15 protein-coding genes are annotated in these 13223 nt (G+C 37.8%); all 15 read right to left on the minus strand.

Going from position 1 to position 13223, the window contains the following annotated elements:
- Window positions 1-39: 39 nt before the first annotated feature.
- A complete protein-coding gene (locus ACXJIE_RS09515; protein ID WP_456480739.1) occupies window positions 40-1590 on the minus strand; it encodes a 2-isopropylmalate synthase in 1551 nt (516 codons plus the stop codon).
- Window positions 1591-1681: 91 nt separating this feature from the next.
- Window positions 1682-2389 (minus strand): CDP-diacylglycerol--serine O-phosphatidyltransferase, encoded by a 708-nt coding sequence (gene pssA, locus ACXJIE_RS09520; RefSeq protein WP_456480740.1) that lies wholly within the window; start codon window positions 2387-2389, stop codon window positions 1682-1684.
- Entirely contained in the window at window positions 2379-3017 is a 639-nt protein-coding gene (locus ACXJIE_RS09525; RefSeq protein ID WP_456480741.1) for a phosphatidylserine decarboxylase, read from the minus strand. Before ACXJIE_RS09525 ends, pssA begins: the two co-directional genes overlap by 11 nt.
- Window positions 2995-4893, minus strand: a complete 1899-nt coding sequence (gene ftsH, locus ACXJIE_RS09530; RefSeq protein WP_456480742.1) for an ATP-dependent zinc metalloprotease FtsH — start codon at window positions 4891-4893, stop codon at window positions 2995-2997. Before ftsH ends, ACXJIE_RS09525 begins: the two co-directional genes overlap by 23 nt.
- On the minus strand, window positions 4894-5715 hold the full coding sequence (locus tag ACXJIE_RS09535; protein ID WP_456480743.1) for a 50S ribosomal protein L11 methyltransferase: 822 nt from the start codon (window positions 5713-5715) through the stop codon (window positions 4894-4896).
- Window positions 5712-6083: a response regulator gene (locus ACXJIE_RS09540; RefSeq protein WP_456480744.1), complete on the minus strand. Its 372-nt coding sequence runs from the start codon at window positions 6081-6083 to the stop codon at window positions 5712-5714. The genes ACXJIE_RS09535 and ACXJIE_RS09540 overlap by 4 nt, the downstream gene beginning before the upstream one ends.
- Entirely contained in the window at window positions 6065-6787 is a 723-nt protein-coding gene (hisA, locus tag ACXJIE_RS09545) for a 1-(5-phosphoribosyl)-5-[(5-phosphoribosylamino)methylideneamino]imidazole-4-carboxamide isomerase (RefSeq protein WP_456480745.1), read from the minus strand. Before hisA ends, ACXJIE_RS09540 begins: the two co-directional genes overlap by 19 nt.
- A gap of 12 nt (window positions 6788-6799) precedes the next feature.
- The gene (locus ACXJIE_RS09550; RefSeq protein ID WP_456480746.1) at window positions 6800-7336 is read right to left on the minus strand and encodes a hypothetical protein; all 537 of its coding nucleotides are present in this window, start codon (window positions 7334-7336) and stop codon (window positions 6800-6802) included.
- Window positions 7333-8313 (minus strand): AAA family ATPase, encoded by a 981-nt coding sequence (locus ACXJIE_RS09555; RefSeq protein ID WP_456480747.1) that lies wholly within the window; start codon window positions 8311-8313, stop codon window positions 7333-7335. The genes ACXJIE_RS09550 and ACXJIE_RS09555 overlap by 4 nt, the downstream gene beginning before the upstream one ends.
- Window positions 8314-8324: 11 nt before the next feature.
- Window positions 8325-8930, minus strand: a complete 606-nt coding sequence (gene hisH, locus ACXJIE_RS09560) for an imidazole glycerol phosphate synthase subunit HisH (RefSeq protein ID WP_456480748.1) — start codon at window positions 8928-8930, stop codon at window positions 8325-8327.
- A 27-nt stretch (window positions 8931-8957) separates the two neighbouring features.
- Entirely contained in the window at window positions 8958-9854 is an 897-nt protein-coding gene (locus ACXJIE_RS09565; RefSeq protein ID WP_456480749.1) for a PDC sensor domain-containing protein, read from the minus strand.
- A complete protein-coding gene (maf, locus tag ACXJIE_RS09570) occupies window positions 9844-10398 on the minus strand; it encodes a septum formation inhibitor Maf (protein ID WP_456480750.1) in 555 nt (184 codons plus the stop codon). Before maf ends, ACXJIE_RS09565 begins: the two co-directional genes overlap by 11 nt.
- A 24-nt stretch (window positions 10399-10422) precedes the next feature.
- Complete coding sequence (locus ACXJIE_RS09575) at window positions 10423-12276, minus strand: sensor histidine kinase (RefSeq protein ID WP_456480751.1); 1854 nt, start codon at window positions 12274-12276, stop codon at window positions 10423-10425.
- A complete protein-coding gene (locus ACXJIE_RS09580) occupies window positions 12263-12946 on the minus strand; it encodes a response regulator transcription factor (protein ID WP_456480752.1) in 684 nt (227 codons plus the stop codon). The genes ACXJIE_RS09575 and ACXJIE_RS09580 overlap by 14 nt, the downstream gene beginning before the upstream one ends.
- 127 nt (window positions 12947-13073) lie before the next feature.
- Window positions 13074-13223 (minus strand): DHHA1 domain-containing protein (locus tag ACXJIE_RS09585; RefSeq protein WP_456480754.1); only part of this gene is annotated, 150 nt, incomplete at its 5' end.

Here is a 13223-nt window from a genome sequence, read left to right on the forward strand (position 1 = left end):
TTATTTATTATTTTACATTTTCCGTTAATGTTTTTCAATTTATATACTGTCTTTGTAACTTATTTTTTTCTGTAAAAGGTCTTTCATATGCACGTAATTGTTAAGTGCGTTTATATACGCCCTCGCGCTTGCAAGCATCGTATCTATACTAAGCCCGTGACCCATAACTGCAGGTTTGTTTTCATCGAAAATCACTTTTACCATCACTTTTGCCAATGCGTCCTTTCCTTTCGTAACCGCTTCAACCCTGTAATCCATAAGTTTGCCGTTTATTCCGCTTATTCTGTCTATTACTTTAAACACCGCATCTATAGTTCCTTCGCCTATTGCCGCATCCACATACACCTTGTCTTCAAATTTTATCTTAGCCGCGGCACTCGGCATTCCGTCACTGCAGTCGCTCAGCTGCAGGGAAATCAGTTCGTACGTTTTAGGTGTCGAATCCATCGTATCGTTCAAAATCGCTATAATGTCTTCATCATAAATTTCTTTTTTCTTGTCCGCAAGTTTTTTAAACTTCATAAACGCTTCGTTTAGCTCTTCTTCATTAAGATTAAACCCTAAAGCTTCCAATTTTTTTGAAAATGCGTGCCTTCCGCTGTGTTTGCCGAGGACTATGGTGTCTTTTACGTCAAGCCCTATCGTTGCGGCGCTCATAATTTCGTACGTCTCTTTATGTTTAAGCACACCGTCTTGATGGATGCCGCTTTCATGCGCAAAAGCGTTTTTACCCACGATCGCTTTATTAGGCTGCGGTTCGATTCCCGTAACACTTGCAACCAGCCTGCTTGTGGGGTAAATTTCTTTTGTGTTTATTCTCGTATCGATACCTTCGAACAAATCGCGCCTTACTTTAATGGCCATTACGATTTCTTCAAGAGCAGCGTTTCCGGCTCTTTCTCCAAGCCCGTTAATGGTACACTCAACCTGTCTCGCACCGTTAAGCACGCTGTAAAGCGAGTTTGCCGTTGCAAGTCCCAAGTCGTTGTGGCAGTGAACACTGAAAATTATATCCTTAGGAAAATATTCCGTAAGTTCTTTAATCATAGCCCCCATTTCTGTAGGAAACCTGTATCCTACGGTGTCGGGGATATTAATCGTTGTGGCACCCGCCTCTATTACAGCCGAAATAATCTCTTTTAAAAAGCTCATTTCGCTTCTTCCCGCGTCTTCACAGCTGAATTCCACGTCATCCACAAAATTTTTTGCGAGCAAAACCGCATCAACCGCCCTTTTAATCACCTCATCCGGACTCATTCTTAGCTTGTATTCCATATGAATGGGACTCGTGGCGATAAACGTGTGTATTCTTTTAAGCGGAGCGGGTTCAATAGCTTCAGCCGCTTTTTTTATATCGTTATCCACGGCTCTTGCAAGAGAACATACCGTGCTTTTGCTCACCTCTTTGGCAATATTGTGAATCGCTTCGAAATCTCCCGGACTTGCGGCTGCAAAACCGGCCTCGATAATATCCACGTTTAATTTTTCAAGCTGACGCGCAACTTTTATCTTCTCCTCAATCGTCATAGATGCGCCGGGACTTTGTTCCCCGTCTCTAAGGGTCGTATCAAATATTTTTACCATTTCCATTATGATATCCTTTAAAAATAATATGAAATTATACCAACTTGTACAATGACATATTTTACATCAAATTTAATCTTTTGTCAACGGAAAAAAATTATCGTTTAGATTTAATGGCCTTCATATACCCTTTTACTCCCCTGAAAACACCGTAAAAAGCATATATAGTTAAAATAGTGGCAATGGCTTCTATAGGATAAAGGTATATAAAAGAAGCCAGCACGATTATGCCTATTAAAACTTTTAGCGCTATGTTTTTATTCAAATCGAGTTTTTTAAAACTCAGATACCTGAAATTACTAACCATTAAAAATCCTAAAAACAGCGCCCCCGTTAAAATCAGAAGGTCAAAACCGCTGTTATAGCTTACATCAAGCATAACCCAGCTTCCGAGCACCACCGCAGCCGTGGGAATAGGAAGGCCTATAAAATATCTCGGGTCATTTTCATTCGTAGTTACGTTAAACCTTGCCAGCCTGATAGCCCCGAAGACCACATAAAGTCCGCTCACAAGCGCCCCGAACCTTCCGTAATGCTCCCCTATAGAAAAAAACAGAAGCATAGAGGGCGCCACCCCGAAAGCGACGATATCGGCCAACGAATCGAACTCCACACCGAATTTGCTGGTGGTGTTCGTGATTCTTGCCACCCTTCCGTCAAGACCGTCGGCAATCAGGGAAAAAACTATATAAATATAAGCTTTTTCAAATTTTCCCTGTGAAGAGGCAATAATACTCATAACCCCGAAAAACACGCTTAAAGCCGTAAAAAAATTCGGTATCAAATATGCAAATTTAATTTTCATTAACAAATCCTATCAGAGTTTCACCCGCTTTTACTTTCTGAAATTCCGTCACTTTTATTTTTGCGCTTTTAGGCACGTACAAATCAACCCGGCTTCCGAACATAATCATTCCGTACCTCTGTGCGAGTTTCACTTTTCCGAACAGACCGAAATCCACTATCCTTCTTGTAACAAACCCGGCTATCTGATTGACCACAACTCTTGAACCGTTTGAAAAAAGCACCCTGTGCTGTTCGTTCAGTTCGCTCGCCTTATCGGAGTTTAACGACAAAAAAAGTCCGTGTATATATTCTTTTGCCGTTATTTCGCCCTCAATAGGGCTTCTTTGAACATGAACGTCAAAAACCGAAAGCCTGATTGAAATTTTCACCATCTCCTCACCCGTAAGCGGTGCAACCGTTTCCGTTATTTCTACAATTTCGCCGTCGCTCGGTGAAATAACGGCTCCTTTGCTTTCGTCTTCGGGAATTCTTTCCGGATTTCTGAAAAAATATACGAAAAATGCAAATATTATGAAAAAAAGTATTTGAAAAAACACGCCGAAATGAAAAATCAAAGACAATAAAAAAAGTCCCCCGCTTGCAAAAATAAACGGGTAACCTTCTTTAAGAATTATTTCCGTTTTCATGGTTACCCCCGTCTTTTTCAGGATTTTCAAACTCCCTAATAAGCTCCCTCACCCTTTCACCTTCGATAACCTCTTTCTCATAAAGCTCCACAACCATCTTTTCTATTACGGGAGCATATTTTTTAAGTTCGTTTTTAACGTGTTTATATCTCTCTTCAAGGGTCTGTTTTATAAACCGGTCGACTTCTTCTTGCATCTTTTCGGAATAATCCCTGTTTTGTGCGAACCCCCCTCCTAAAAACTTGTTAGACTGCTTTTCAAGAACCATAAGGCCCGCCACTTCCGTCATACCGTAAATCATTACCATAGATTTGATAATATCCGTCGCCCTTTCAAGGTCGTTGCCCGCACCCGTAGATATTTCGCCGATAAACACCTCCTCGGCCGCACGTCCGCCTAAAAGCGTGTCCACTTCGGCTATAAGCTCGCTTTTTTGCATCAAATACTTGTCTTCCTCGGGAAGGTTAAGAGTGTAACCGAGTGCGGCAAGACCCCTCGGGACAATCGATACTTTTTTAACTTTTCTCGCTTCGGGCGTTATTTCTGCTATTACGGCGTGCCCGCTTTCATGATAAGCCACTATTTTTTTGTCTTTTTCGTTTAAACGCCTGCTTTTCTTCTCAAGTCCGGCTATCTGTCTTTCAACCGCTTCGACAAACTCTTCCTGGTTGACTTCTTTTTTCCCTTTTCTTCCCGCAAGAAGCGCGGCTTCATTTACAATATTAGCCAAATCCGCGCCGGCAAGCCCGGCCGTCATTTTGGCAATCTCTTTTAAATCCACGTCTTTGCCGGCTTTTATTTTTTTAATATGAACCTGTAAAATCTGCACCCTTCCTTCAAAGTCAGGCTTGTCGACCAAAACCTGCCTGTCGAATCTTCCGGGTCTTAGCAGGGCCGGGTCCAACACTTCCGGTCTGTTGGTGGCCGCAAGGACTATTACGGGCTCGTTGGAATCAAAACCGTCCATTTCCGCAAGCAGCTGGTTTAAAGTCTGCTCCCTTTCGTCATTGCCCCCCATCATACCGCCTGCCGCCCTGCTTTTACCTATTGCGTCTATTTCATCTATAAAAATGATACTCGGAGCCTCTTTTTTGGCCTGGTTGAAAAGATCCCTGACCCTTGCGGCACCTACACCCACAAACATTTCTATAAAACTGCTTCCGCTTACCGCAAAAAAAGGAACGTCCGCCTCCCCGGCCACAGCTTTCGCAAGGAGCGTTTTACCAGTTCCGGGAGGGCCCACAAGCAAAACGCCTTTAGGGATTTTGGCACCTAAGTCTATATATCTTTCCGGGTTTTTCAAAAAGTCCACAATTTCCACAACTTCCTCTTTTGCCTCGTCATTACCCGCCACATCGGAAAATTTCACATTAGGTTTTTCACTTTTTATAAGTCCCTTAGCGCTACCGACCCCAAGCACTCCCCCCATGCCTTTTTGCATACGGCTTGCAAGAAACATCCATATGGCAAAAAATATAAATATAGGGATAATCCATCCGAATATAAGGTCGTTTAGCCAGTTGCTGTCGTTCATAGCGCCGTAGGGTATGTTGTTTTTATCCAAAATCGGTATAAGCGTCGTATCCCCGGGCACTTTTTGCACCGTAACGATACCACCGTCTTTAAGTTTCGCTTTTAAGGTGTTTTTTCCTATCGCCACATATTCGAGTTTTTTTTCTTCAGCCAGTTTTTTTATATCCGAATATGTCAAATGCATAACCGGCTGGTTTCCGTTTACAATCGCGCTCACTTCCCCCGTCGCACTCGGTGCGATACTTCTGAAAATCACTATAATCACCAGCGCGAATATAATAAACAGTATCAGGGGGTTTTTATTAAAAAAATTATTGTCGTTATTATTCTGTCCGTTTGCCATCTACTTCCTTTTAAGTATTAATGTAACCCATTCGTTCTCGGGTATCTCTTCTATAAGTTCAAACTCTTCGTATTTTTTAAGCACTCGGTTTTTGTATTTGTCTATTATACCCGAAAGTATTAAATAACCGTTAACCCTCTTTTTCAAATCGAAGGCTATAAACATTAAAACGTCGGCAATGATGTTTGCAACGACAATATCATACTTTTTATCAGCGTCTTTTACGCTGCCAAGCCAGATATTTTCGTAAGCCGCATCGTTAAGTTCGAAGTTTTCCTTCGCATTTTTTACCGCAAGGGGATCCGTGTCACACGCGTCAACCTTAGCACCGAGCTTATTCGCCGCAATACCGAGTATTCCGCTTCCGCATCCGACATCCAGTAAAAAATCGCCTTTTTTTACATATTTTTTAAGGGCTTTTACACAGCTTCTCGTGGTTTCATGATGTCCGCTTCCGAAAGCCAAAGCCGGATCGATTAATATGTTCGTTTTGCCTTCTTTGGGTTCATACCAGCTCGGATGTATGTAAAATTCGTCGATTTCTACCGGTTTTACCGATTCCTGATATGTTTTAATCCAGTCTTTATTCGATTTTTTTTCTATAGAAGTTTCTATTTTAATTTCGGTGTTAAAAATCTCCTCCAAGGCGGTTACATAATTTTTCAGCTCTTCCACAAGGGGTTCAAAACCGTCCTCGCTTCTTAATATAAGAGTATTCCCCTTTTCTTCTATGCCGTTGTAAAAACGCTCCATTAAAAAATTTTCTATTTCGTCTTTAAAGGAATCGGTTTTTACTCTTAACTCGAAATAACTGCTTTTCATTTGCTTCCCAAAACCGTTTCAAGCTTCTCTTTTAACACCTGAGGGGTGAAAGGTTTTACGATATAGTTGTTAACCCCCGCTTTAAGTGCAATAATAACCTCTTTTTTACCTCCCTCGGTCGTAACCATTATAATAGGAATCTTAGGATCAACCTCCCTTATTTTTTTTACAAGTTCCAAACCGTTCATATTGGGCATATTCCAGTCCGTAATAATCGCATCTATTTCATTTTTATGCGTGTTGTAAACCTCCCACGCCTCCACTCCGTCGGCAGCCTGAAGAGTTTCTTTAAAACCGAGCCTGGAAAGGGTGTTGACTATTATTCTTCTCATTGTGGATGAATCGTCCACTACCAGTATTTTTCCCATGAATACTCCTTTAAAATTTTTTCAAGGTCTATTTTCCCCTCGTAAAACGCCTTACCTATAATCACACCGTAAATTCCGTTTTCCTTTACCTTTTTAATATCTTCCTCGCCGGCAACGCCTCCGCTTGCTATGACAGGTTTTTGCGATCTGTTTTGTATATCGAGTATAAAATCTATATTCAACCCGCTAAGCGTTCCGTCTTTTGATATGTCCGTTGCAATTATACACTCAATTTTAGAGTTTTTATAAACCGCCGCAAGTTCGCCCGCTTCTATTTCACCGCTTTTTCCCCATCCGTCGGTGGCGACCATTCCGTTTTTTGCATCGATGCCGACGGCTATAGGATAATTATCGGCAAGTTCAATGACTTTTTGAGGGTTTTTAGCGGCGACACTTCCTAAAATAAGTCTGTCGATTCCCAAATCCAGATACCTTTTTACGGTATCCTCATCCCTTATTCCGCCCCCGAGCTGAATTTTAAGATTTGTGTTTTTTCTTATTTTTTCTATCTGCTTTATATTTTTAGGCTCACCCGCAAACGCGCCGTTAAGATCAACTATATGAAGCCACTCGGCTCCCATTTCCTCAAACTTCAACGCAAGCTCGTAAGGCTCGCTGCTGTACACTTTCGCACTTTCCATCATTCCCTTGGTAAGTCTTACCGCCTGACCGTCTTTTAAATCTATCGCCGGAAAAATTATCATTTAATCTCCTTGTTATAAACTGTAAAATTTATTTTTTAATTTATCAAAAAACACACATTCAAGATTATAAGGTGGGTTTTTTATTTCAAAAAGTTTTTTTAATATATTTTTTTCTGTATATTTTTCCAATTTTTGTTTACCTAAGCATACCAAAAAATCACTATAACAGCTTTTTAACTCTTCTTTTACACATTTTAAAAGAAGTGTTTCCAAATTGCCTTTTTTTATTTCCGGGTCACAATTAATAAAATAATCAGCAGAAACATTTAACACAGAAATCAGTTTTTCAATTTCATTTTTGGTTAATTCAAAATCTTCATCTGCATCCAAAACAAAAAACAGTTTCTCTGTCTTTTGAATTATAGCCTCGTATTTTTCCTTTTTTAAAAGTTCACCTTTTCCTCCCATCTGATAAAAAACGACTGTTCTGCCTTTCATATCAATATATTCATTCTTTTTAGCTTCAACTTCATTCAACCCTAAAATACGTACCAAATGATTTTTCTCCTGTGAACCTTTAAGTGCAGACTCTATAATAACTGCTATCATCCCCTAACCTCAAAGCTATTATCAAGTTCCAATTTTAATGTCATCTTGTTAAATAACATATAATCAACTTTTTTATTTTTTTCAAACAATTCAACTAAACAAAGTTCATCGAAATCAACTTTATCACATACCCTAACACATGATTCAATAATTTCCTTTGAATGCGTTGTTATAAACACTTGAACATCAAATTTATTACTAAGATAAATTATATTTTCCCACATTAAATCATAGTTTTTATACCAAATTCCATTTTCAAGCTCATCAATAAACACATATCCTTTTTTCTTAACTTTATAAAAAGCAAGCATAAAAAATATAAATCTTTTTAATCCCTCTCCAAGCTCCGTTATAGGGATATACTCTTTTTTTCCTTTAATTTTAACAGCAGGTTCATTATGTATTATTTTAAACTTTTCAATATTGGGATCGAATTTTTTTATATTTGTATTTATAAAATCCTCATCTTCATTTGTTTGAACACGCCCATACCATTCTTTAAGTTTTATCACACTTCCTCCGCAATCAACAATAAAAACAGTGTTATCCAAATCTATTTCATCAAGTAAATTAGGGTCTATTAAATTTCTGTATATTTTTTTATTGCCATTTAAATCAACTTCAAATAGTTTATCAATTTCATCTTTTGCATTAATAAAATTAATTTCTGAAATATTACTTCTTATACTAAAAGAATTATATCTTTCACGGATTTTTTTAATAATTGAAACCTGTGGCATTTCAATATTACCATTTTGAAGATTTCTCAAAGGAATTTCGGGATCCCTTCTTCCTAAAATGTTAAAAAGGTTTAACAAAAAAGAGTTTGGTGAATTAAGCACTGCAAAAGAACAACTTTCCAATACAGATGTTTTACCTATATCATTCGGACCTGTAATAATATTTATTCTGTTTAAACCGTTTAAATGAAAATCTTTTAACCTTCTATAATGTTTGACTTGTATATATTTAAGCATTGTTTTTTACCTTAAAGCCTGATAAAATTTTCAAGTATTTTAAGTCCCGCGTTGTGGCTTTTTTCCGGATGAGGCTGAAACCCGTACACATTGTCTTTGTTAACCGCGCTTACAAACTCATACCCGTAAAGCGTTTTTCCTATTACGTATTTTTCATCACAGACAGTATGATACGAATGCACGAAATACAAATAAGGATCTTTCAGCCCTTCAAAAAGACTCTCTTTTTTTATAAACATCTTATTCCAGCCCATATGCGGAACCTTATGTCCGGCCATTCTGTTTTTGTCAAACCTCACAACTTTTCCGGGAATAATTTCCAAACCTTTGTGAGTGCCGAATTCTTCGCTGCTTTCAAAAAGAAGCTGCATACCGAGACACACCCCTATTACATATTTCCCGCTATTTACAAACTCCTTTATAGCCTCATTGAGCCCCGTCTGCTTCAAATGCTCCATTGCGTCCGCGAACGCCCCTACACCCGGAAAAACAAGTTTGTCGAAATTTTTAAGTCTATCGGCGTCATTTACGATTTCAGCCTCAGCTCCTATTTTTTTAAACGCGTTGCTTACGCTTGCAAGATTACCCATATTGTAATCAACTATTCCAATCTTCATTCTCAATTCTCCATTCTCAATTCTCAATTATTTAATGTCTTTCCCCACGCTTTTCATATAATATGCAAGACCGACCAATAAAAACGTTACGGCGGCAAGCAGCATGGCGGCGTACATAAGTTTCTGAGGGGCTATCATTGCAAATTTGAATACGAGCATAAGCCCTTCGATGGCGAGCGCTATAACGATACTTCCCAAAAATTTAATCATAGTTTTATGGATGGCGAAAGGATGATCCTCTTTTTCCCCTATCACTTCTTCGAAAAGAAGGGTTTTTACCAAATCAAAAAGCGCCAGGGAAAGTGTGATCAAAATCGTTGATTCGAACATTTTTTTTACGTCTATGTTTTGAAGGGTGTATGTAAAAAACATTTTTATACCGTCAAAAAACAAAAGCACGCATATCGCAAAAAGAGCGGCCGCAAATATGCCGTAAACCACCCTGTTAAAATTGTGCGCCCAGGTTTCCCCTTTTTCGTGGTGTACGAATTTTAAAATCTCCTCAAGGGGGAGATCTATAACCGCCACATACAGCAAATCGCCCTTGTCGTTAAAAACGGGCATAGCCGCGCTTACCACCATATCCCCTCCTATAAGGCTCGGATACGGATCGGTTAAAATACATTTTTTTTCCTTGACGGCTTTATAAAAATAGGTACGGTTCGCCTGGTTAAATTCAACATGAAAATCTTTGTACCTTTCCTTTACGGTAATCATTTTGCTTATCTGTTTCCCTCCCGCATCAAGTATGTAAGCGGCATTCGCACCCGGAAGTTCGTGAACTATTCTCTCAAGGCCTTCGTATACGACGTCTATGCTTATGTTCGGCAGCCTGTTAGGCAGGTTTCTTTGGAGAAGATAACAAAAATAAGCCCTCGCATCTTTTCTGATTTTTTGAAATTCTTGAATTTCCCTAATTAACATTTTCCCCTCCTATTATTTTTATAAGTTCCTCCGTACATAAACCCATTGCCGTGGATTCGTACCCTTTTACACTTTTTATGTATTTTCTGCAAAATCCTTCAACCATGCACGCCCCGGCTTTACCCCGCCATTCTCCGGAACTTAGGTAATTTTCCAAATCTTTCGAATCGAACGGGTAAAATTCGTAAACGGTTTCGTCAAGCCTCGAAAAAATCCTGCCGCCGTATCTGACCCACATGGAAGTCACTATTCTTATTTCCTTTCCGCTTTGTTTAAGTAAAATATATCTTGCGTCCTCTTTTGATTTCGCTTTTCTTAATATTTCCCTCCCGTCCGTCACAACGGTGTCGGCCGCAACGATATTTTCGTTTGAAAAACATTCCATACAGCTTTTGAATTTCCCCAAACTCGCTACCGTAACAAATTCGTACGGATCTTCGGCACACACGTTTTCTTCGTCAAACGGGCAGCTTTTTTGCACAAATTCAATACCCGCTTTTTTTAACAGTTTGGCCCTTGTGGGTGAAGAGCTGCAAAGTATCATAATAACCTTTTTATTGAAATTGTATCAAACTTTAAATATATATTTAAACACGTTCATTTCATTTTCATAATAGACCTGATATTTGATTGAATACTTATTGCAAATATTTTTAACTATATTAAGCCCGAGACCCAGCCCTCTTTTGTGTACCTGCTCCCTGTAGTTTTTTTCGAAAATTTTTTCGGGTTCATTAATAGGTTCCCCGTATGATCTGAATTTCAACACTATTTTATTGTACTCTTTTTTCAGTTCGATGTATATTTCCTCCTCGGAGGAATATTTAATGGCGTTGGAGATGTTGTTGTCCACAATCCTTTCAAATTCTATACGGTTGATAAAATACACTATCTCTTTTTGTATATCCTTAATAAGAACTTTATCGTTCACCTTGGCAATCGTATTGAAAAAATTAATTCTTTCTTCTAAAACTTCGGAAATATTGATATGGGCCGGTTTATACGTAATGGCGGTATTGTTGGAAGAGAGATATGCCAAATCCTCATACGAATTTGTAAGCATGGCAACCGCGGCGTCTATCTCCTCTATGATTTCGTGCACGTTTTTGTCTTTTACCTCCAATTTAAGCATATCCATATTCAGCATAATCACATTAAGTGGCGTTCTGATCTGATGTATGGTATCAAGTATAAAACGCCTGTTCAGTTCCAAAAGGTTTTTGTTTTTGTCTATTTCCTTGTTAAGTTTGGAATGCAAAGCGTTATAACTCTCTTTAAGCTCGTCAATCTCCTTTATAAACGTATTGCATTCCAGACATGTTTTATTCTCTTTCATATAAGATACGAGCTTGATAATCGTATAAGACGCCCTGTAAATAATTACGATGTATAAAAACAGAAAAATCAGAATTAAAAGAGAAAAGGTAATAATAAGGTTGTTTAAGAGTTTATGCAAATCCTCTTTTAAATTTTTAATATCGTAAACCGTTTTTATAATAACCCGGTTGCTGTTTTGATCAAAAACCGAATTTATAAGCATATAAACGGTAAGTTCGCCTTTGTCAAAATCGAGTTTTTTCAAAATGTTGTTGTTGTTTTTAAAAATATTAACAACTTTCTTAAAAAGATGCTCGTTCGAAAACACACTTAAATTATTTTCAGCCGTTTTTTCACAGCTTGCAATTTCATTTAATATTTTCAGAGAATTTTTATAAAGTTTCGGAAGCGATTCTTTTTTATGATATCTTTTTTTCAAATCTATTTGGAAAATCATATATCTGTTTAAAAAAAATATTTCCATATCTTTAACGGAAGATTTTACAAAACAGTAAATTTTTTTCAAATCTCCGTAAATATCCACCACATAAGCAAGCTGGAGCAGATATTTTTTGTCGGGGGAACGGATTAAATAATATTTCTTAAGATTCATCGACGCAACGTCTAAAAAGATATTGGAAACGTCTATTTTCCTGCTGCCGCTGAAAACTTTGTCAAGCACTTTTTTAAAAGCGGGAAATTTTCCCAAATCGTAACCTACGTCCGGTTTATAGGTGGCCTTTACTATTTTGTAATTTCTGTCGATTAAAAAAATTTCATAATGGCCCGTTTTTACGCCGGAATTAAGTATTTTGGCTATGTTTTGAAGATCAAACCTGTTTTTTTCGTATAAAAAGGAGAGAAGATAAAGTTTTTGCATATCGGTCTCTTCGTGACTTTTAAAAATATACAAAGCCTTGTCGAAAATATTTTTATACTTCTCTTTTATCTGCAAAGAGCCCAAAGCGTATTTGTTTATATAACTTTTAATAAGAATTTCCCTGGAGTTTTTATACTGTATATATAAAAACAGAAACGTTACCGAAATGACTATTAAAAAAAAAATAAAAATAACTTTGTTAAGCGTTATTTTATTTTTTATCAAACCTGTATCCTATCCCGACTACGGAAGTTATATAATCCCCCGGCAGTTTGTTTTTAAGTTCGCTTACCAGCTGTCTTAAAGGATATTCTTTTCTTTCTTCGTTTTCCCACACGAAACTCACAAGTTCCTCTTTAGAGACGGTTTTGCCTATGTTTTTAAGTAAAATAGCCAAAAGTCTTTTTTCTTTTTTCCTGAGATTCGCCAAAATTCCGTCAATATACAAATCAAAGGTGTCGAAATAAAACTCCATATTCTCTATCGTTATTTTAAAATCGACCGTACCGCCTTTGAGACGCGTTTCCTTTTTTACTTTCAACCAGTGGTTTATTCTAAGAAGAAGTTCCTCGCTGTGAAAAGGTTTTTTTATATATTCGTCACATCCGTCATAATTTTCACCATAGGCTTTTTCCATATCTTCAATTTCGGCGGAGGCCGTAATCATTATTATTATAGCGTCGGGATTTTTATGGCGTATAAGTTTGATAAGTTTCAGTCCGTCTATTTTAGGCAGGTTTATATCAAGAAGATAAACGTCATACTCGTTGATAAGTATATCGTTAAAAGCGTCCTCCCCGTCTTCTATATGGTTGACATCGTAACCTTTGGCTTCAAGTGTTTTTTTAAGCACCCTGCCTAACTGTTTGTCATCTTCAACTAATAAAACTTTCATCCTCTCATCCTTTGTTAAAGCGTAAAACTAAAAGCACAAAGCTTAAAGCAGAATACAGAATATATGTAATATTGTTTTTTAATTTTTGACTTAGAACTCGGAACTTTTCTATTCTTCATTTTCAATTCTAAATTCCAAACTCATCCCTAGCTTTTTGAATCATTTCATCTATTTTATTAACATCTTTACCTCCGCCTTGGGCGAAATCCGGTTTTCCTCCTCCTTTTCCACCCACTATTGGGGCGTAGTTTTTAATCAGATCCCCGGCTTTAACACC

Source organism: Nautilia sp., assembly GCF_053994455.1.